General features: G+C 42.1%; 16 protein-coding genes. 14 read left to right on the top strand and 2 right to left on the bottom strand.

Features of this window, described 5'->3' with window-relative positions:
• The first annotated feature begins 20 nt into the window (after nt 1-20).
• From QVC79_RS05775 to QVC79_RS05810, 8 genes are all read left to right on the top strand, one after another.
• Entirely contained in the window at nt 21-1457 is a 1437-nt protein-coding gene (locus QVC79_RS05775; protein WP_270594321.1) for a TlpA family protein disulfide reductase, read from the top strand.
• A gap of 16 nt (nt 1458-1473) precedes the next feature.
• Nucleotides 1474-2559, top strand: a complete 1086-nt coding sequence (locus QVC79_RS05780; protein WP_270594319.1) for a thioredoxin family protein — start codon at nt 1474-1476, stop codon at nt 2557-2559.
• 7 nt (nt 2560-2566) lie between these two features.
• Entirely contained in the window at nt 2567-3925 is a 1359-nt protein-coding gene (locus QVC79_RS05785; RefSeq protein WP_270594318.1) for a TlpA family protein disulfide reductase, read from the top strand.
• 128 nt (nt 3926-4053) lie between these two features.
• Nucleotides 4054-5889, top strand: coding sequence for a hypothetical protein (locus tag QVC79_RS05790; RefSeq protein WP_270594317.1), 1836 nt, complete (start codon nt 4054-4056; stop codon nt 5887-5889).
• Between the two features lies 1 nt (nt 5890).
• The gene (locus tag QVC79_RS05795) at nt 5891-7603 is read left to right on the top strand and encodes an O-antigen ligase family protein (protein ID WP_270594315.1); all 1713 of its coding nucleotides are present in this window, start codon (nt 5891-5893) and stop codon (nt 7601-7603) included.
• A gap of 14 nt (nt 7604-7617) precedes the next feature.
• Nucleotides 7618-9393, top strand: a complete 1776-nt coding sequence (locus QVC79_RS05800; protein ID WP_270594313.1) for a hypothetical protein — start codon at nt 7618-7620, stop codon at nt 9391-9393.
• Nucleotides 9394-9403: 10 nt separating this feature from the next.
• Nucleotides 9404-9883 (top strand): hypothetical protein, encoded by a 480-nt coding sequence (locus tag QVC79_RS05805; protein WP_287642447.1) that lies wholly within the window; start codon nt 9404-9406, stop codon nt 9881-9883.
• Nucleotides 9884-9941: 58 nt separating this feature from the next.
• Nucleotides 9942-10421 carry a hypothetical protein gene (locus QVC79_RS05810; protein WP_287642448.1) on the top strand — a complete coding sequence of 160 codons (480 nt, stop codon included), beginning with the start codon at nt 9942-9944 and terminating at the stop codon, nt 10419-10421.
• 413 nt (nt 10422-10834) lie between these two features.
• Here QVC79_RS05810 and QVC79_RS05815 read toward each other — a convergent pair whose 3' ends face one another.
• Nucleotides 10835-12028: a phosphoglycerate kinase gene (locus tag QVC79_RS05815; RefSeq protein ID WP_270594309.1), complete on the bottom strand. Its 1194-nt coding sequence runs from the start codon at nt 12026-12028 to the stop codon at nt 10835-10837.
• Between the two features lie 228 nt (nt 12029-12256).
• Here QVC79_RS05815 and QVC79_RS05820 point away from each other — a divergent pair, with 228 nt between their 5' ends.
• The 6 genes from QVC79_RS05820 (at nt 12257) to rpiB (ending at nt 18337) form a co-directional block, all read left to right on the top strand.
• On the top strand, nt 12257-13708 hold the full coding sequence (locus QVC79_RS05820; protein ID WP_124315723.1) for a tetratricopeptide repeat protein: 1452 nt from the start codon (nt 12257-12259) through the stop codon (nt 13706-13708).
• Nucleotides 13709-13713: 5 nt separating this feature from the next.
• Nucleotides 13714-14148, top strand: a complete 435-nt coding sequence (locus QVC79_RS05825; protein WP_270594307.1) for a nucleoside deaminase — start codon at nt 13714-13716, stop codon at nt 14146-14148.
• 89 nt (nt 14149-14237) lie between these two features.
• On the top strand, nt 14238-15263 hold the full coding sequence (ruvB, locus tag QVC79_RS05830) for a Holliday junction branch migration DNA helicase RuvB (protein ID WP_124315721.1): 1026 nt from the start codon (nt 14238-14240) through the stop codon (nt 15261-15263).
• 208 nt (nt 15264-15471) lie between these two features.
• Nucleotides 15472-17016, top strand: a complete 1545-nt coding sequence (locus QVC79_RS05835; RefSeq protein WP_151412074.1) for a sensor histidine kinase — start codon at nt 15472-15474, stop codon at nt 17014-17016.
• 56 nt (nt 17017-17072) lie between these two features.
• Entirely contained in the window at nt 17073-17762 is a 690-nt protein-coding gene (gene rprY / locus QVC79_RS05840; RefSeq protein ID WP_124316462.1) for a response regulator transcription factor RprY, read from the top strand.
• 143 nt (nt 17763-17905) lie between these two features.
• Entirely contained in the window at nt 17906-18337 is a 432-nt protein-coding gene (gene rpiB, locus QVC79_RS05845; RefSeq protein ID WP_087419608.1) for a ribose 5-phosphate isomerase B, read from the top strand.
• A 74-nt stretch (nt 18338-18411) separates the two neighbouring features.
• Here the strand turns inward: rpiB and QVC79_RS05850 are convergent, their stop codons facing one another.
• Nucleotides 18412-20694, bottom strand: coding sequence for an NADP-dependent malic enzyme (locus QVC79_RS05850; protein ID WP_124316464.1), 2283 nt, complete (start codon nt 20692-20694; stop codon nt 18412-18414).
• Between the last annotated feature and the right edge of the window lie 104 nt (nt 20695-20798).

Below are 20798 nucleotides of genomic sequence, written 5' to 3' on the forward strand. Positions count from 1 at the left end.
GATGAGAAAAATGTAACAATATGAAATTGAATGTTTTTATTGTAATCAAGGAGATCTTTGTTCTTTGTATTGCGTTGCTTTTTGCCGCTTGTGGTAGTGGGAATAAGTTACATGAACATGATAATGAGTTGGCTAAACTGTCATTGGACGCCTTTGCCGAAGTGAAGGGACAGGTGCATCGGGAAAAAATGGACGAGGTTGGGTTGTATGAAGTGGTGGATGGGGCCGAGACGTTGATTAGTAAAACCCGGGTGGGGAAGAACGGGTGGTACGGGTTTGCGATAGAGCCTGCTCGTCCCGGATTCTACACGGTTGGGGGTGAAAAAACGAGTGAACGAATCCGAGTTTATTTGGAGGCAGGAGACTGGGCAGAGGTGAATATATTGGAAGATACGTTGGTTATAACGAATCGTAATACTCCCGAGAATTTATTGCTAGCCCGGTGGGAGAGCATATTTGAACCAGTGCGTCGGAGAGTGGATCATAAGGATTTTATCTTTTTCACGTATAAAGAGTTATTCCCGTATTACATGGATTTTTTGCCGAAAGCAGGGGTGTTTAAAAGGGAGATTCGTTCTGAGAATCCGTTTTTTGAAGAGTTGCTGAGGCAAACCGTGGAGTATGACGTGGAGTATTTTGCATTGAGGATATTGTCGGCTGTCAAGGTGGATCGGGCTGTGATGAGAGGATGTCGTCCTGAGCCGGGGGATTATCCTGATTATTATTCTACGTTAGTGTCGAAAGATAAATTGAACGACAGCAGCTTGTTGCGGCAGCCTTACGGGGTAGATTATTTGATGAGCTACACGAATCTCGCATTGCAAAAGCTTAACCGGAAGCAAACCATTGTTGATCAATTGGAATGGGTTCCGTGTGATCTACTGAAGGCGGAGATCGTGTTAAAGCATGCCGGGTGGGCGAAAACGTACGAGAAATATGATGAGATCGTAACTTATTTTTCTAAGTATTTGACAACAGGAAGTCATCATCGGAGGATGGATGAACTGAGTGCTAAATTATACGTGGGGAATAAGGGAGCAAAAGCAGCGGATTTTACTTATCCAGATCGGAACGGGAAATTAGTTTCTCTTTCGGATTTCAAGGGGAAAGTGGTCGTGGTGGATATTTGGGCAACTTGGTGTGGTCCTTGTCGGAAAGAGATACCGTATTTAATTAAGCTAGAAGAAGAGATGCGGGGTAAAGATGTTGTTTTTATAGGAGTGTCCGTGGATGAAAAGAAAGATCATCAGGCTTGGTTGGATGTGTTGGATAAAGAGGGACTGGAAGGCATACAATTGTTTGCCAGTGGCTGGAGCCAGATCGTCAAAGATTATAAAATTAAGGGGATTCCTCGTTTTATGGTGTTTGATCGCCAAGGAAAGGTGGTTACGATTGATTCTCCTCGTCCTTCTGATCCGAGGTTAAAGGCATTACTGGATGCGGAATTAGAAAAATAATTTAAGAAATAGGGTTATGATGAAAAAAATTCTGATATTTTGTTTGATAGTATGTAGCCTCTCACGGCTTGAAGCTCAAGAACAGGGAGTCCAATTTCAAGAGTTAACTTTTCAGGAAGCACTAAATAAAGCAAAGGCTGAAAACAAACTTGTTTTTGTAGATTGCTACACCAGTTGGTGCGGTCCCTGTAAATATATGCTGAATAATGTCTTTGTTCTTCCGGAGGTGGGTGAGTTTTTCAACGAGCATTTCGTGAATGTGAAATATGATATGGAGAAAGGAGAGGGGAGATATTTAAACGGGCGTTTTCATGTTAGATCTTACCCGACATTCCTGATGATTCGTCCCGATGGAACCGTGCAACACCGGATCGTGGGTTCCCGGAAAACAGAAAACTTCATGGCATGTGTTAAACGGGGAGCTGAAGAAAAGACTTCCCGTTATTATCTGGAAAAGCTCTATAAAGAGGGAAAATTAGATGTGGAACAACGTACTTTGTATCGTAAAAGTTTGGAGGACGCTGGAGACCGGGATGAGGTGAAGGCATTAACAGGGGAAGAGTTCAAACAGCTTTCCGATCAAGAAAAATGTTTACCGGAGAATTGGTATCTGTATGATCAAGATGAAGTTGGTCCTCAAGACGAGCGATTTGCTTATATACTAGCTCATAAAGCAGATTTCGATAAGCAAATCGGTAAGAAGGTGGTGGATAAAAGATTGTATGATAATTATTATGGTTTACTTACGGGATTGAAATCCAGTGCTCTGATGGATGATCTGTTTGCTTTTTTGAGTAAGCAGTTAGAGACGGTTGATTTTATCGGTAAGGAAGGCATCCTTTTATCTCTTCACTTTGTGAAAGCTCAGAATAGCCAGAATATAGACGATATGCTTTGTCTGTTAGAAAAAGATGTGCAGAATTTGCCGCATGCTTTTTTGTGGAAAGCTCCTTTCCTTGATTTTATCATAGAAAAAGGAAGTGAAGAACAGATCGCACGTTATGTCGCTTTGGAAGAAAGAATGATAAATGCATTGGATAATGATAAGATGAAGAATATTACGAAAGAGTTTTTTGCGAAATATCGTTCTAAATTAAATTGAGGGAGACATGAAAAAGGTATTTTTAATATTACTTGTTTTGGTTTTGTCCTTTTGTGCGATAGCTCAAAAACAGGATACGGTTGTGACGATAACAGGACGAGTAGCGTCTGGAAAACCGATGCACCTTTTGGTTGAACGGCAAGTTGGGATGACACAACGGTTGGTGGAGGCTGATGTCAGCGGAGAATATAGTATTACTTTTCCAGTCAAAGAACCTATGTTTTTATCGATAAGTATCGGTCGGCAAGTTTTTTCGGGTAATTTGTTTGTGGCTCCGGGAGCGAAGATTAATCTTGATTTGACTCAAGATGAGAAATTTCAAGGCTCTTATGCTGGGGTAAATAATTTATTACGACGTGTGTTAGCGGAAGAGTTTAAGCCGAAAACAGACGGGATAAAAACGTTTACAAAACCTTATGCCGAGGCGTTGTATCGTGGGTATCAAGAGCGGGAAAAAGTGATTGAAACTTCTGGTTTATCAATGAAAGATCAACAGATAGTCAAGGGATATATGCAATTCCGGTTACTGGAAAATCTGTATATGATGATACTGCGTTCGAAGGCTTTCGGGAAAGTTTTTAATCCTCCCGATGTGGCTCCTGATTACAGTGATCCCGTGTTGAACGTGAAATGGGTCAGAGAATTGACGTTTACCGGAGATTGGTTTGCTTTGTTTCAAGAGTGGTTGTACGCCCAGGTACGAAATGAAAAAATTAAGATAGGTTCTCGTGTAACTTACTTAAATGATATGGCGAGTGTGATTGAGGATCCTGTGTTAAAGGAGGCTTATTTGTTACGAGCGATAAAGTTAGAATTGTTACAAGGAAACGTGAAGGGTTTGGAGGGACGACTTCAAAAAGCAAAGTGTATCGTGAAATCCAAAGCGGGAAAAAACGAATTGGCTGTATGCGCTCAAGAATTGAAAAAAAGTGTGTATCGGGATATGTCAGGACTTGATTTTAGTAAATATAGTTTCCCGAATATTCATGGAGATACTATTTGTTTATCTGAATTCAAAGGGAAATACGTGTTTGTTGATCTTTGGTCCACGGGGTGTAATCCGTGTGTTGCTGAGATTAATTATGCCAAGAGGTTGGAAGATCGGTTGAAAGATTTACCGTTAGTATGGGTTTCGATCTCGTTGGATACACATGTTGATACTTGGAAAAAGTTTGTAAAGCAAAAGGATATGGATGGAGAACAGTTGTTATGTTCCCGGGCATATAAACATCCTTTGATGCAACAAATGGCTGTTCATGGGATTCCGCGTTTTATTATCTTGGACCCGACAGGAAAAGTATGGGATGCCTCTTCTCGTAGACCTTCCGATCCGGTGTTGGGGGAGCTGTTGCAGAAGGAGTTATAGAATAGCCTAACTTACAACCACGCAAGAGATGTAAATGTGAAACAAGCATACTACATTTCTTCATAAAAACAAAAGTACTACCCCCCTTTGATTTCAAAGGGGGGGGGAGCCTTCATCTGTGTAAATTTATGAAATTATTATATTGTATTTATATATTTTGCGTGTTGTTTTCATGCAAACCGGAAAATAAAGCATTGGAAGTAGCCCTACGATTTGCAGGTGATAATCGTGGGGAGTTAGAAAAGGTGCTTCAACATTATTCCAAAAATTCTGCGGATTCGCTAAAATTACGAGCAGCCATATTTCTGATTGAAAATATGCCTGGGCATTACACATTGGAAGGAGATGTCATTAACCGATATCGAGAAAAAATATATGAAGATACAACCTCGTCTTACTTCAATAAAAAAATTCTAGAGATATCCCTGTGCAGCATGGAGTGGATACGGGATGTGTCTTGTAAAGTAGAAGATTTGAAAACGGTGAAAGCTGATTTTCTCATTCGTCATATTGATCGTTCATTTGAGTGTATGAGCGAATGTCCTTGGCTGCAAAATTTGCCGTTCTATATTTTTTTGGAACATCTACTTCCTTATCGTTTCGAAAGTGAACGATTGGATTTGTGGAGGGATTCATTGAAACTAGATTCGTTGGCTTTAAAGGGACTTGATGACATGGGGAATGTGAAGTATAATATATCTAGTTTAGGAAATAACTTTGCCCTTCCGAATGCTCAGAATCATTTGAGCCATCAATTATCGCGGAAAATATTGAAACAAAACCTATACTCCGAATGTTTATATAATGCGTTACAAGAGAATTTTAAATCAAGGGTTTCGTGTATACCTTCTTCAATGCATATCATGCCTTTTTATGCCAACCGGAATGGTTTCCATTGTTGGAATAAAGTGGTGAATGGCGAATTCAAATACATTGATCTCATTGGTAGAGAAGATCGTAAAGCTGCAAAAGTGTATCAAAAAACATTTTCTCGAAATCAAACACCTGTTCCCGTACGAGGTGAGTATATACCTGAATTCTTTCAAAATCCTTTTTACAAAGATGTAAGTAATGATTATATGCATACAGCTAATGTCTCTCTTTCTTTCCGACGGGAAAAAACTATTCCTGTGTTCCATGCTTATCTGTGCGTGTTTAATGATTTGATCTGGCAACCTGTCGTTTTGGGAGAGGTTCAATCTTCACGTGTAAAATTTGAAAACATGGGGAAGAAAATAGTCTATTTGCCTGTGTATTATCAGAAAGAAGAAATGGTGCCGTTCGATTACCCGTTTATTTTACATCTTGATGGAAGTATACAACATTTGGTTCCAGACACGAATATCCGGCGTGAATTACGTATTGAGAGAAAATATCCTTTTAATAACAATTTACTCCGCTATTCAAAACAGGCTCGGGGGATCATTATCGAGGCTTCTGATAGGAGTGATTTTTTTCTAGCGGATACGATTGCTTACAATGTGGTTGATAGTGTCGTTTATATTCAAAATGAATTAAAATTTACCCAAAATTATCGATATTGGAGAATCTCCCATCCCACACATGCCGATATTGCAGAATTTGCATTTGTGGATAGACAGGGGAACACCATTCAAGGTGAAGTTGATCTTTGTTATGCTGCTGGTTTTGATAAAGATCCCCTGACGAATATTTCCGTTAATCGTAAAAATAGAATCGAGATAGATTTTTTGAAATCGGTGAATTTAGCAACAATCACTTGCCTGCCTCGGGGAGATGGAAATGGTATCTATCAAGGAAATGAATATGAGCTATTTTATTATGGCTTTAATGGTTGGGTTTCCTTGGGTATGAAATCTCCATCGTCGTGCAATATAGAGTATGATAATGTCCCGGTAAATGCGTTACTATGGTTACATAATCATACAAGTGGTAAGGAAGAGCGAATCTTTACGATTGAAAATAATAAGATAAGATTTTGGTAAAGTGAAAAAATTGTTTGTATTATTTTTCTTATTTATTCTGGCTTACCTTTTCTCCCCTTGGGTAAGTACGGGAAATACGGCTTTTTTTCAAGGTATCAAATCTTTTGACTTAATTCTAGTACAAGGGATTTATTTGGTGATGATGTTCATTTATCGTTACCGGGTGGATGGGAATGTGCGGTTTATGTTGTCAAGGGTGGATGTGCTTGTTTTGCTTTATAGTTGTTATCAGACAGTACTGATCGCCCTGTCTTGGGAATGCCTTGATAGGGAGGTTTTGTTAATGCACGTGGCATGTGGATTATTATATGTGACAGTGAGAAATTCTAGCCGGGAACACATACGAGTAATATTGGGAATTTTTCCGTTTTTATTGCTGTGGCAGTTGTGTTATGGAATTGTGAAACAGACTAATTGTTTCTATCCGGGGATGGGAATGAGTCTGGTGAGTGGTAGTTTGGGGAATACGGGATTGTGGTGCTGTTTCGTGGCTTGTGTAGCAGTGCTGTCCTGCGGACAGATTGGAATGTATCGTTCTAAGTGGATAAAAGGGGTGCTTGTGATGGGAGTTATCCTGTCGCTAGGCCTCTTGTATGTTGGAAATTCTCGTTCTGCATGGTTGGGCTTTACCGTGGGAAACGGGTATTTGTTGTATCAATACACAAAGCAATCGTGCAGGTTATCCTGTTGGGTATGGAGTGTTGCTTTAATAGTCGTTTTGTTGCTAGCGGGATGGAGTACTCGCAATAAAGGAGAGTCAGCATCGGGGAGATTGCTGATTTGGAAAATTACTGGGCAGATGTTGGTAGAAAAACCTTTCGGGCGGGGAATTAATGGGTTCCAGAAGGATTATATGGATTACCAACGACGTTATTTCGAGCAAGGGGGAACCTCGGCAGAGAAAAGGCTGGCGGACGAGAATCGGTATGCTTTTAACGATTTCCTGCGAGTTTTCGTTGAACAAGGGGTGCAAGGTGGGGTCCTATTGCTTATATTGATGTATTTTTTATTTAAGAAGAAAAAGTTTGAAGCTCCGAGAGATGCCCTTACGCAAGCGTTAAAAGGAGTAGCACTTGCTTGGTTTGTCTTCTCTTTATTTTCTTATCCTGGCTCTCAATTGCAATTGAGAGGGATGATCGTGATAATTGTGGCATTGCTTTCTTCGTCTCGTGAACAAGTCTGGAGTTTTGACGGTAAGTGGTTGATTATTTTTGAAGTAGTACTTTATGGGTGGTTGTACGCATCAGAACTTTGCTCTTATCATCGAGCGACAAGAGTATGGCAGGAGTGTTGGAAACAACAGGAGATCCCCGTTGAATATCCTCATACGAAGTTATTGTCGTTGATGAATACCCCGAGAGTGTTACCTAATTGTGCTTTGTTGCTGAATAAGCAAGGGTGTTTGGAAATGGCGGAGGAGGTTGCCCGAAGAGGTATGCAGTTGTACAATTCATACGGTTGTTATATCGAGTGGGGAATTGTGCAGGAGAAACAAGGAAAATTGTGTTTGGCAGAGGAGGCATGGCAACGGGCGAGATATTTGATTCCTAATCGTTTTAAACCCATTTATTTGCAAATGATGATGTGGGAAAAAGCAGGTAATCGAGAGCGTGCCATGGTATTGGCTAACAAATTGTTAAACAAAGAGATAAAAGTGTTGTCCCCCGAGTTATATAGTTACTTGGGGAGTGCAAAACATATCATGTCAAATTAAAAAATTGAATGCCTATGAAAAAAAATCGATTAATTATGTTATTACTTGTGTTATTTGCGGGAGGGTTGATATTTTGGGCTTGTCAGCGGGAAGAAGTGGATATACCTCTTGATAATACGGGAAATAGCGAACTAAGTAGTATGTTGAAAGGGATATATCTCCCGAATGTGAGGAAAGCCATTCAATGGTATAGTGAACATTGGCAGTATACCCCGTTAGGTCGAGGAATGACGGGAGAACATCCGTTATTCAAGAACATGGTCCCTATGTGGCATTGCGCTTGTGCTTATCGAAAAGGTGATCGGGAGGTGGTTGAGGTGCCATTGCGAGCGGAATCTTATCGTGTTTTCACGTTGCCGGAGAATGCGATCGCTTACGATGAAACCAAAGATAATCGTTACATTAATTCTTTGACACGTTTAGTTATATTAACGGATAAGAAGACGGGTAAAACAAAAGGTTTCTTTATGACGCAGACCCCGACGAAAGAGTATATGGACGCTAAAAAATTTGACGTGTATCGTTCAGTGTATTTGTATCGTCAAGAAGATTTTGACGGTTATATTTATTTCCATTATCTTGACGGAACTTTTGCTAATGGTTGGCGTTATTCGGATGGGCGAATTACGCATATGGTCCGGTCTGCGACTCCAGAAGAAAAAGCAAGTGTATTATCTAGTCGTGCTGAAGGATATTATGATGTGAAGATTAATTGCTATCCTATTTACAATGTAGTCGTTTCCGGATACTATGAAACAAATGAACATGGGGAACAAGTTTTTGTCGAAGTATACCGTTATGAAGAGTACGTAGGGGAACATTGTGAAACGGAGGTAATCTGGATTCCGGGCGAACCAGGGGAATCTGATCCGGGAGATCCGGGTTCCGGTGGGATTGTTGATCCGGAAGATAAATGTCCTTATGGAACTCGCGGATGTCCGGGAGGAAATAATTGTACTTGTTGTCGGATTTGTGAAGGTCCTTGTATCGTGGTACCTTGCCCGATATGTGGAATGCGACATTGTACGGCCGTGCATATCGATTGTGATAAGGCAGACGACCAGTGTAAAGCGACAACAAACGAGTTGTTGGATGATATAAATTTTGCAACACCTTTTGGAGAGGGAACGATAACGTATAAAGATTTTTTGTCCAGATTTGCTGCGGAGCCGACGTTGGAACATAGTGTATCTTTGAATAAGGAGTGGGATGTTAATCAAAATAAGCAAGTGAGCACGCTTGCATTTTACCACCAAGGAACTCCCGAAAATGTGCCTATGGAATATTCTAATTTGACACATGCTGTAATTCATACACATCCAATCTCCACGAATCCTGGATATATAAATATCCTTCCCCCGTCCGCAAAAGATGTGTGTAATTTGCTGGAAGTGGTGGTAAAAGAAGAAGTGAAATCGGATGGTACAAGGGGGTATGCATTTCCTAATTTGAAAACCTCCTATGTTGTTGCAAAAGATTATACATTTGCCATAACCGTAACGGATCGTAAAAAAGCAGCTGTATTTTTGGAAAATAACCCTAATTTTGTGGGGAGTGATGCGGGTTTTGTGAGAGGTACGGATGTGGGAAAGAGATATTATGATGGTCAAGTGAAATTAGGAAAAATGTATAGTGGGGTAGAGGTGGATATCTACTCATTGGCTTACGCTCTGCAGAGAGCTGATGCAGGCGTACAGCTTTTATACAAAAAGAATGGAGAGCAAGTGTTTACTCTCGTAAAAACTATGGATGCGAGTTCGGAAATTATAGCGGTGTTTCATTGTAAATAAATAGAAAGTTATGAAAAAAATATTATTGTTTTTTGGAATATTATTGTTTGCTTTTGTTAGTCAGGGGCAAAATGAGAGTAACGGTCGTCACGTGAGTTTAGCGGATTGCGGGGGAGATACGTTACGGTATATAAAGATGAATCTTTTGCAAAATAAGGAGCGCTATATCGGCTTGAAAGTGGATTCCTTATTTAAAGATCTTGAAATTCCAATAAAGTTTTTTGGGCCAACAAGTACACGATTTCATAAGGTTGATGGGATGCTATGGACATATTTATCCGGAAGTGAACGGGAAGATTTCGAGAAAAAGGGGAAAACGTATTATTGTATATATATAATCTTTGAAGAACCTTACACGGTTGAACGTGATGATTTTTTTAAACTTGGAGGAGCCTATTGGCGTGAGAAACATCGTAATTTTTTCAAAGATTTCGTGATCAAGGATTTTCTAATTTGGGTAGAACCTGAAAGAAAGGAATTGGTAAAGTAACAAATTGTTGGAGAAAGGGGATTATATCTTTTCTCCAACTTACGAGTAATATTTGATTATGAGGAAATTATTATTGTTTTTTGGAATATTATTGTTTGCTTTTGTTAGTCAGGGGCAAAATGAGAGTAACGGTCGTCACGTGAGTTTAGCGGATTGCGGGGGAGATACGTTACGGTATATAAAGATGAATCTTTTGCAAAATAAGGAGCGCTATATCGGCTTGAAAGTGGATTCCTTATTTAAAGATCTTGAAATTCCAATAAAGTTTTTTGGGCCAACAAGTACACGATTTCATAAGGTTGATGGGATGCTATGGACATATTTATCCGGAAGTGAACGGGAAGATTTCGAGAAAAAGGGGAAAACGTATTATTGTATATATATAATCTTTGAAGAACCTTACACGGTTGAACGTGATGATTTTTTTAAACTTGGAGGAGCCTATTGGCGTGAGAAACATCGTAATTTTTTCAAAGATTTCGTGATCAAGGATTTTTTGATTTTTGTACGACCTAAAGGCTATAAATTAGAAAAGTAACAAGAGATATTCCTAAAAATCGAAAATATTATCCAGTCAATTTGTTGCAAATTAGTTGACCTTTTGAATTTTTTTAAGTTATTTTCCGCTATAATAGGTTTGACGGCCCAAACGGGGGTAACCAAATCCAAGGGAAAGGTATGCCCCAATTAGTAATTTCACCGAATATTTTGAAGATTAGCGATGAATTAAGTGTAATAAAATAGCTGTAGACTTAAAAAAATTTACTGCTATTTTAGTGCATTTACTGAATATCCCGAACAAATTGTTGGAGAAGGAGGTGTTATCTAGAACAGAATGTTCGGGAGGGGTTCTTTGGAAGAGTGCAACGTTTGAGTAGAGAAATACAAAATGAAGGCTGTTTAAAATGAATTAACAGCCCCATTTGGTTTTCTTTGATATTTTACTTGGGATTATTCCCTTCGAATAGCCGTGATCCCCGGCAACTCTTTCCCCTCGATGTATTCTAGCAGGGCACCACCTCCGGTGGATACGTAGCTAACCTTGTCGGCCAAGCCGAATTGGTTGATGGCGGCAACAGAGTCGCCACCCCCGATTAAGGAGAAGGCGCCGTTTGCAGTGGCTTTCACGATGGCATCAGCGATGGCTTTGGTTCCCACGGCAAATTTAGGCATTTCGAATACTCCCACGGGGCCATTCCAAAGGATTGTTTTGGATTGCTCGATGACCTTGGTGAAGGAAGCAATACTTTCCGGGCCTACATCCAATCCTTCCCATCCATCGGGAATTTCCATGGAAGGAACGATCCGGGTGTTGGCGTTATTGTCGAAAGCGTCGGCAGCGACAGTGTCGGTTGCCAATACAAGATTTACACCTTTTTCTTTGGCTAGTTTCATGATTTCAAGAGCAAGGTCGAGCTTATCTTCCTCGCAGATGGAATTGCCGACATGACCGCCCAGTGCTTTTTTGAACGTGTAAGTCATTCCACCGCCCAAGATGAGGTTATCCACCTTATCCATGAGGTTCATGATAATATCGATTTTGGATGAAACTTTGGAGCCTCCCATGATGGCCGTGAACGGGCGGGTGGGGTTGTGCATTACTTTATCCACGCTTTCCAATTCTCCTTGCATGACGTAGCCGAATAGTTTGTCATTCGGGAAAAATTTGGCGATAACAGCGGTGGATGCGTGAGCCCGGTGGGCTGTCCCGAAGGCATCGTTGATCCAAACGTCGGCTAAAGAAGCCAGTTTTTGAGCGAAATTCTCGTCTCCTTTTTCTTCTTCTTTGTAAAATCGAAGGTTTTCCAACAGGAGAACTTCTCCCGGTTTCAGGTCTGCTGCAGTTTTTACTGCGCTTTCCCCGATGCAGTCATCGGCGAACTTCACGGGTACACCTAGCAGTTCTTCCAAGTGTTTCTGGATATGTTTTAATGAAAATTTGTCTTCCGGTCCGTTTTTCGGGCGTCCGAGATGAGACATCAATATTACGGAACCTCCTCCCGCCAACACTTTCTTGATCGTGGGAACGGCTGCCCGCATACGGGTGTCGTCCGTGATCTCGAACTTTTCATTTAAAGGTACGTTGAAGTCTACGCGGATAAGCGCCTTCTTGTTTTTAAAGTTGTAATTATCAATTGTCTGCATAGCAATTGTTATTTTAATGAGTAAATTACTTAATCGAAAGATAAAGGTAAGGATAAAATTATTTAAACCAAAAAATATGCAGGAAGGAATTTAGTGGATGTACAGGATGAAAAAATGTGGGTGAAAATTTGTATCACTCACGGAAAATTTGGATTTTTACCTTCAATAAAAATGTGCATGGTAGTGAATAGACTATTAGCTTGGTGAGAGAAGACAAAATTAGCAAGAATGAGACAAGTTGGAATCATAATGTGCTTGGGGATAACAATTTTGTTTTTGTTGTCTTCTTGTCGGAAAAATGAGAAAGCGAAAACAGCAGAATTGTGCAGGGAGTTGGAGAACTCTGTGATGTTGTCGCCTGCGTTTGATTCTTTGGTAAAGGTGTCCGCAGAGTTACCTAATTTTTTTCGTTCGAAAGTATTGTTGGCAGCGGGAAGCTGTTATTCCACTAGGGTGGAGCAGATGCAACAGGCTCGGATTTACTTACGGGAGGCCTACCGGATTGCTCCGCGGGACGTGAAGAATCTGGTGGCGCTGGAATTAACCCGGCTTTACGGTTCTTTGATTTTGCGGGATAGCTGTGCGGAAGAGGCCATTCGTTTTATCAGCCGGGTACCTTCTAAGGTGGTGTTTACCCGGGAGGAGGAGGCTAAATTCTATTACTTGGGAGCTTGTTTTTTTAAATCGATCGATATAGACCGGGCTTTTAGAGCCGTGGATCAGGCATTGTCGTTGTATCGGGGACTTTCGGATACGGAGGGGGAGATCGAGGCTTATCGCTTGAAAGCAACTTTATACGGGGTTTTGCAGGAATATGAAGAACAATATGCTTGTTACGAGGAGGCCTATCGCCTTTTACGACGCTCAAGATTCCGGGGTAAGGTAAAGCCTTTTTACGAGCAGATGGCGGCAAGCCTAAAAAAGCTGGGAAGGCATGAGGAGGCATTACTCTGGTATGAAGAGGTTTTAAAGGAGTTGCCGGATTCAAGCGGGTTTGGACGTTATGGGATACAGGTGGCCGAGGCTTATTCCGGGTTGGGGTATCACGAAAAGGCTCGGGAGATATTGCGGGTTGGACTGGCGAATGAGAAACGAGGTGGGATGCGTAACGTGTTGCTTGCTCGTGTAGCCGAATCTTTTATCCATGAGGGACTTCGGGACTCGGCTTTGATGGCGTTAAAAAGTGCGATTGACTCCTACGAGATATATGCTCGTGAAAATCAATTGAAGGTTCCCGGTGTGATGTTCATGAATTATTTAAGGTATGGGCGTTGTTTGTGGGAGATGGGGGAAAAGGATAAGGCTGTTGCGTATCTGGAAAGTATTAGTTATAAAAAAGCAGAATCCCCGGAGAGTCAATTGGCTCAGGCTCGGGTGTTGGAATTGCTGAGCGAATATCACGAGGATATGGAGAACCGGCAGGCGTTTTGTGACGTCTTGCATCGACGGGATTCGGTTTTGGAGTTGTACGATTCCTTTTATGATAACGGGCGTTATCGTCAAGTGTTGAAAAAATACAAGAATCAAAAATTCTTGCGGGAGATCGAAGAGATGAACCGGAAACAGGAGTCTGCCAACTGGTGGTTGGTGCTGGCATTGCTTGTGACCGTGGGATTGATCGTTTCGGCCTTGATATATACATGGGTTTCGTGGAGAAAAGAAAGAGAATATAAAAAATAGTATTTATGGATAAGCACGAAATGTTCATGCGGAAAGCGTTGGAAGAAGCCCGCTTGGCTGAAGAAGAAGGGGAAATCCCGGTTGGGGCAGTAGTCGTTTGTAAAGGTCGGGTAATCGCCCGGGCCCATAATCAAACCGAGCGTTTGAATGATGTGACGGCACATGCGGAGATGCTTGCCATCACGTCCGCGACTTCTTTATTGGGAGGAAAATATTTAAATGATTGTACCCTGTATGTCACGTTAGAACCGTGCGTCATGTGTGGCGGTGCGCTTGCTTGGGCTCAATTGGGAGAACTGGTGTACGGAGCTGTCGATCCGCATCGGGGGTATGCCCGGCTTTCCCCGTCCGTGTTACACCCGAAGACAAACGTGGTTACCGGAGTTTTAGAGGATGAATGTGGAGAATTGGTAAAAAATTTCTTTGCCAGAAAAAGATAATTAATTTATTCTCCATTTTCCATTTTCCGTTTTCAATTGTTTTGTTGTACATTTACGAATTGAATAGATTGTTATTAATAAAATAGTACATGGGTAATTTTGATATAAGGACCGGGAATGTGCCAGATAGTGAGAAAGAACTGGAGAAGGCTTTGCGTCCGTTGAGTTTTAGTGATTTCCGGGGGCAAAAGAAGATCGTGGATAATCTGGAAGTCTTCGTGGAGGCGGCGAAGATGCGGGGTGAATCTCTGGATCACGTTTTGTTGCACGGCCCTCCCGGATTGGGAAAGACAACTTTGTCGGCTATTATTGCTAACGAGTTGGGAGTCGGGATTAAGATTACTTCGGGTCCGGTGTTGGATAAACCGGGTGATTTAGCGGGGTTGTTAACTAATCTGGAGCCGAATGATGTGTTGTTTATTGACGAGATTCACCGGTTAAGCCCGATCGTAGAAGAGTATCTTTACTCGGCGATGGAGGATTTCAAGATTGATATTATGATAGATAAAGGGCCGGCTGCCCGATCCGTGCAGATCCAATTGAGTCCTTTCACTCTGATCGGGGCAACCACGCGTAGCGGCTTACTGACAGCCCCGTTGAGGGCGCGTTTCGGTATCAATAGCCATTTGGAGTATTATGATCTCGACGTGCTGACGGGGATCGTGGAGCGCTCGGCAGCTATTTTAAGAACAAAGATTACGAGTCAGGCCTCGAAAGAGATCGCATCCAGAAGTCGCGGGACTCCTCGTATCGCTAATGCCTTGTTGCGTCGGGTACGGGATTTTGCCATGGTGAAGGGAAACGGGGTGGTTGATCTTGAGATCACGACCTTCGCGCTGGAGGCTTTGAATATTGATAAGTTCGGACTGGATGATATGGATAATAAAATTCTGTTGACGATTATTGATAAGTTCAAAGGGGGGCCTGTCGGTTTGACCACGATTGCAACCGCGGTCAGCGAGGACCCGGGAACCTTGGAAGAGGTTTACGAGCCGTTCTTGATTAAGGAAGGTTTTCTGAAAAGAACTCCCCGGGGACGTGAAGTGACGGATTTGGCCTACAAGCATCTGCGGAAGAATCGACGAACGGATGACTGGCAAGCCACGTTATTCTAGCTAATTCCGGAGGGTTGGGAAAGCGGGAAGTGTTGGATAAAATAATAAATTCAAAAGTTTTATTAACGTTAAAAGTGGGTGAAAGCGGAGTTTTGACTTGTTTAATTTGCGGATTGGATAAAATTTTGAAGAGGATCAACGAGTTATATTTTTGTTAAATAGTATTAAGCCTGTCAATTGTTAAAATGGATTTGTTAAATTTGCGTGTATGAGAAAGCAACAGATAATCATATTAGGAATTGTGTTTGGTATATCCTTGCTGGGATTGATTATTCTCCAGACCAGTTATTTCCAAACGGCTTACGAGGTGAAGAAGGAGCAATTCTTCTACTCGGCTAACCGGGCCATGGATGATATGGTCGATTATATCCGCAAGCAGGAAGAGGCGGGAAGGCTTTCTGAGAACAGGAATCTGTCTGAGGCCAGAAGTCGGGGAGTGGAGATTGATGCCCCGATTTATATTGACCCGAAACGTCCGATTGCCGTGAAAAATGACCCGTCAGCAGTTGCCAATTCTATGCTTAATTTGATTGATGATGATTCGGAGGTGAAGGATGTCAGTGAATTTGTGGGAAGTAAGTTCAAGGAGGATAATTTGGCCACTTCTATCTCCAAGTTGCAACAAGCCATGAAGGAACGGACCGGGGAAAACTACAGGTTTGTACCGGAAGGGAAAGAGGATAAACACGTGATCGAGGGGCGGGTGGATTTGAATAATCTATATGGTTTTATCGGTAACACGCTGACAGACGCTGGAATCCGTTCCCGTTTTGAATTCGGTATCAAGGAAAATGGTAAATTTATTTTGACCTCCAAGAATTTTTTAAGTCATGTCTCGGATGATGTGACGCTTAGCCGGAAGATATTCCCGGGTGAAAGCTCATCGGCTATCCTGTATCTGAAGTTCCCGGATGCATCGTCCGATACGGCAGGTTCCGTGTGGATGGTTCTGCCCGGGGTGCTGATCACGATTGCTATCGTGTTTTGTGCCGTGTTCTGTTTGATCGTTATCGTCCGGCAAAAAAAGTTGTCGGTGATCAAGAATGACTTTATTAATAATATGACGCACGAGTTCAAAACCCCGATTGCGACAATTTCTTTGGCATCGCAGATGTTGAAAGACGGGGCGGTGACGAATACCCCGGAAACCATTGACCGGGTGGCTACGATTATCCGGGATGAGAGTAAGCGTTTAACTTTCCAAGTGGAGCGGGTGTTGCAAACGGCTTTGTTCACGGAGACTCGGATGAAATTAAAGCTAAAGAATATAAATATTAATCAGTTGATTGAAGATTTATTACCTAAATTTAGCTTACGTGTGGAGGATAAAGGAGGTAAGTTCTCTGCTTATCTTGAGGCGGATCAAGATGAAGTGCTTGCGGATGAGGTGCATGTGACAAACGTGATTTCCAATCTCGTGGATAATGCGATAAAATATTGTGTAAAACCACCAGAAATTACCATTTATACTCGTAATAAAGATAAAGAAATTATAATAAGTGTCATTGATAATGGCATAGGAATTGCTAAGAAAGATCAGAAGTTGATCTTCGAAAGATTCTATCGTGTGTCCACGGGGAATTTGCATGACGTGAAGGGATTCGGCTTGGGACTATCATATGTGAAGAAAATCGTTGAGGCTCATGGTGGAAGGATTGACGTGGAAAGCTCCCTTGAAAAAGGTAGCTGTTTTGACATCATTTTACCTTTAACCGTAAAAAAGCAAAAAATAAAGAGAACCTTATTTTTCTAAATTCGTATATTTTTACAGAGAATTAAAAAATGAGAATTATTTAAAACAACATAGCTATGGATGAGAAAATTAAAATTTTATTGGCAGAGGATGATACCAACTTGGGTATGCTTCTTAAAGAATATTTGAGAGCTAAAGGTTTTGACACCGTTTTGTGTGAGGATGGAGAGATTGCATACGAAAGGTTTTTGAACGAACCGTTTGACATTTGCATTTTTGACGTGATGATGCCTAAAAAAGATGGTTTTACGCTTGCGAAAGAAGTTAGACAGATCAATAGCGAAATTCCAATTATTTTCTTGACAGCTAAGTCGATGAAAGAAGATGTGTTGGAAGGATTCAAGTTAGGAGCCGATGATTATATGAGCAAACCTTTCAGTATGGAAGAGTTGTTGCTGCGTATCGAGGCTGTCTTGAGAAGATCAACCGGGTTAAAGCCGGAAGATGAACAAGAGATCTTCAAAATTGGTAAGTTAACATTCAATTCTAAGAAACAGACCTTGTTTGACGGGGAAGAAGAACAAAAATTGACCACGAAAGAGTCTGAGTTACTTCGTCTGTTGTGCTTGAATGTAAACAAGGTATTGGAGAGAAACTACGCATTGAAGAATATCTGGGCTGACGACAATTACTTTAATGCCAGAAGTATGGATGTTTATATCACGAAGTTACGTAAACATTTGAAGAAAGATCCATCGGTGGAAATTATCAATGTCCACGGAAAAGGATATAAATTGATTCTTTGATGATAAAAAGGGGATTCGGAAGAGTCCCTTTTTTGTTAGAAGTTGACAGGTTTCAAGTTGCAAGTTAAAAAGTTTCTATGTAAACTTGCAGACAATAACAAGTCAACTTTTGTTTTGTAGTTAAGGACAATAATTTTAAAGAGATGAAAATAGCGATAGCATGTGACCATGCCGGTTACGAGTACAAGGAACGGTTGGTAAAATATCTTCGGGAGAAAGGTCATGAAGTAAAGGATTTCGGTGCTTATTCAGCCGAGAGTATGGATTATCCAGATACAGCTCATCCGATGGCTGCGGCCGTGGAGGCTGGTGAATATGAAAGAGGAATTGCCATTTGCGGAAGTGGTAACGGCATTTCCATGACTGCCAATAAGCATCAGGGTATTCGTTGTGCTTTGTGCTGGAACATGGAGCTTGCTGCTTTGGCGCGTCAGCATAATAATGCGAACGTGGTTGGATTGCCTGCTCGTTTCATTGCTTACGAGGAAGCTCAAAATGTGGTAGACGTTTTCTTGTCAACAGATTTTGAAGGTGGTCGCCACCAAAGAAGGGTGGAGAAGATTCCGGTAAAATAATTTACGACTTTAGATTTGCGATTTATGATTACAAAAGCTAGAATCATAAATCGTAAATCTAAAATTGTAAATCGTCAGATTCGGCACATATCCACCGGCATTTCTTTCTGTGCGTCCGTCACGGCCAAGGTGGTCATGTAAACAATGTCTCTCACGCTACATCCCATTTGTAAAATATGTACGGGTTTATTCAAACCGAGTAGAACGGGACCGATGATTTCGTTGTTTCCTAGTTCTTGTAACACGCCCAAGGCTATACTTCCGGAACTAAGGTTCGGGAAGATAATCGTGTTCACGTCCTTGTCTGCCAGTGGGGAGAACGGGAAACGTGCTTGTCGCAATTCGGTATTGAACGCAATGGATGCGGACATTTCGCCGTCAACTAGGATTTCGGGGTATTTACGATGGAGTGTGTCAACGGCCTCTTGTATCTGTGCCGGACTACCCAAGCGGTATTCCCCGAAATTGGAGTATGAGGTAAGGGCGACAACCGGTTCCACGTTGAATTGTTTTACAGCCTCGTAGGTCAGGACGGTCACGCATTCCAGCGTGTCGGCTGACGGATGACTGTTGACTGTCGTGTCGGCTAGGAAATAAGTACCTTTTTTATTGGTCACGATGTGCATACCCACGGCATATTTACAACAAGCTCTTAGGCCGATGATGTCTTTGGCAGCCCGGAGTACATCGTGGTAATTAGAGTGAATCCCGGAAATGAAACCGTCTGCCTCTCCGGATTCAACCATCATTAAACCGATGAAATTCGGGTTCTTCATCAATTCTTTGGCTTGTTCCAGAATAACCCCTTTTCTTTGTCTTTTCCCGTAATAAGACTGGGTGTATTGATCTATTTTGTCGATCTCTTTTGCCGGGTCGAAAATGGTTAGTTCGGGTAACTCTAATTTATATTGTTTTTGGAGAGCCTCGATCTCGGTTTTGTTGCCGATGAGTATGGGATGAGCGATCTTTTCGGAAAGAATCTCCTGTACGGCCATCAGAGTTTTGATGTCAGCTCCTTCCGCAAACACGATTCGTTTGGGGTTGGTTTTGGCTTTACGGGTCATTCGGCGCATGAGTCGTTCGTCTTGGCCCATGCGTTTTTCCAGTTGATCCCGGTAGGCATCCCAGTCCTCGATTCCCGTGCGGGCAACTCCCGATTCGATGGCGGCTTTTGCCACGGCGGGGGCGATACGACTGATTAAACGGGTGTCCAAGGGTTTGGGAATGATGTAATTCCTGCCGAAAGCGATAGATGGGTCATTGTATGCCATTTTCACGTTTTCGGGAACGGGTTCTTTCGTCAATTCAGCCAGCGCGTAAGTGGCGGCAAGCTTCATCTCCTCGTTTATGCTCCGGGCTTGCACATCCAAGGCTCCCCGGAAGATATACGGGAATCCGAGTACATTGTTGATCTGGTTTGGGTAGTCCGAACGTCCCGTGGCGAAAATGATGTCCGGTCGGCTGTGAATGGCTTTTTCATAGCTGATTTCCGGGTTCGGGTTGGCGAGGGCAAATACGATCGGGTCTTTTGCCATGCTTTGAATCATCTCTTCGCTCAATATATCAGCGACAGAGAGACCTAAAAACATATCGGCCCCAACGAGAGCTTCGGTTAGTGTACGGGCAGAGGTCTTAACGGCAAATTCTTCTTTCTCCGCGTTGAGGCCGGCTCTTCCCGTGTAGATAACTCCTTTGCTGTCGCACATGATCATGTTCTCTTTCTTCACTCCCAATGCTTTATAAAGGCGGGCGCAGGAAATGGCTGCGGCTCCGGCTCCGTTGACTACGACACGAATAGTATCAATTTTTTTCCCGTTGAGTTCGAGGGCATTTAGTAACCCGGCAGCCGAAATAATGGCTGTCCCGTGTTGGTCATCGTGCATCACGGGAATATCCAGTTCTTCTTTGAGCCGGTGTTCGATTTCGAAACATTCGGGTGCTTTAATATCTTCCAGATTTATTCCCCCGAAAGTCGGGGAGATCATTTTAACCGTTTCGATGAATTTATCCACGTCTTTCGTGTCGAGTTCGATGTCAAACACGTCGATGTCCGCGAATATTTTAAACAATAATCCTTTCCCTTCCATGACGGGTTTGCCGGACAAGGCACCAATATCTCCTAGTCCGAGCACGGCTGTCCCGTTTGAAATCACGGCTACCAAGTTGCTCTTGGCTGTATATTTGTAGGCATCAATTTGATTCTTCTGGATTTCCAAGCAGGGTTCCGCTACCCCTGGGGAATAGGCCAGTGAAAGATCATATTGTGTACTATGTGGTTTTGTCGGAACGACTTCAATCTTTCCGGGACGTCCCATTGCATGGTAATGCAGGGCCTGTTTTTTATCCATGTTGTTCATATTTTTAATCATTTTAAGCGTGTGTAAAGCTATTTGGACTTGATTTAAATAACAAGGTGTGATACGTTAATAAAAAGTTAAAGTCAGGACATTAACTCGGGTTA

The organism is Butyricimonas sp., assembly GCF_019423355.1.
In the GTDB taxonomy this organism is placed as follows: Bacteria; Bacteroidota; Bacteroidia; order Bacteroidales; family Marinifilaceae; genus Butyricimonas; species Butyricimonas faecihominis.

Coding starts and splice junctions, on each gene's coding strand:
- QVC79_RS05820 (WP_124315723.1), top strand. CDS start 12,257: ATGAGACAAGTTGGAATCATAATGTGCTTGGGGATAACAATTTTGTTT.
- QVC79_RS05800 (WP_270594313.1), top strand. CDS start 7,618: ATGAAAAAAAATCGATTAATTATGTTATTACTTGTGTTATTTGCGGGA.
- QVC79_RS05815 (WP_270594309.1), bottom strand. CDS start 12,028: ATGCAGACAATTGATAATTACAACTTTAAAAACAAGAAGGCGCTTATC.
- QVC79_RS05810 (WP_287642448.1), top strand. CDS start 9,942: ATGAGGAAATTATTATTGTTTTTTGGAATATTATTGTTTGCTTTTGTT.
- QVC79_RS05805 (WP_287642447.1), top strand. CDS start 9,404: ATGAAAAAAATATTATTGTTTTTTGGAATATTATTGTTTGCTTTTGTT.
- QVC79_RS05785 (WP_270594318.1), top strand. CDS start 2,567: ATGAAAAAGGTATTTTTAATATTACTTGTTTTGGTTTTGTCCTTTTGT.
- QVC79_RS05775 (WP_270594321.1), top strand. CDS start 21: ATGAAATTGAATGTTTTTATTGTAATCAAGGAGATCTTTGTTCTTTGT.
- ruvB (WP_124315721.1), top strand. CDS start 14,238: ATGGGTAATTTTGATATAAGGACCGGGAATGTGCCAGATAGTGAGAAA.
- QVC79_RS05780 (WP_270594319.1), top strand. CDS start 1,474: ATGATGAAAAAAATTCTGATATTTTGTTTGATAGTATGTAGCCTCTCA.
- rpiB (WP_087419608.1), top strand. CDS start 17,906: ATGAAAATAGCGATAGCATGTGACCATGCCGGTTACGAGTACAAGGAA.
- QVC79_RS05835 (WP_151412074.1), top strand. CDS start 15,472: ATGAGAAAGCAACAGATAATCATATTAGGAATTGTGTTTGGTATATCC.
- QVC79_RS05790 (WP_270594317.1), top strand. CDS start 4,054: ATGAAATTATTATATTGTATTTATATATTTTGCGTGTTGTTTTCATGC.
- rprY (WP_124316462.1), top strand. CDS start 17,073: ATGGATGAGAAAATTAAAATTTTATTGGCAGAGGATGATACCAACTTG.
- QVC79_RS05825 (WP_270594307.1), top strand. CDS start 13,714: ATGGATAAGCACGAAATGTTCATGCGGAAAGCGTTGGAAGAAGCCCGC.
- QVC79_RS05850 (WP_124316464.1), bottom strand. CDS start 20,694: ATGAACAACATGGATAAAAAACAGGCCCTGCATTACCATGCAATGGGA.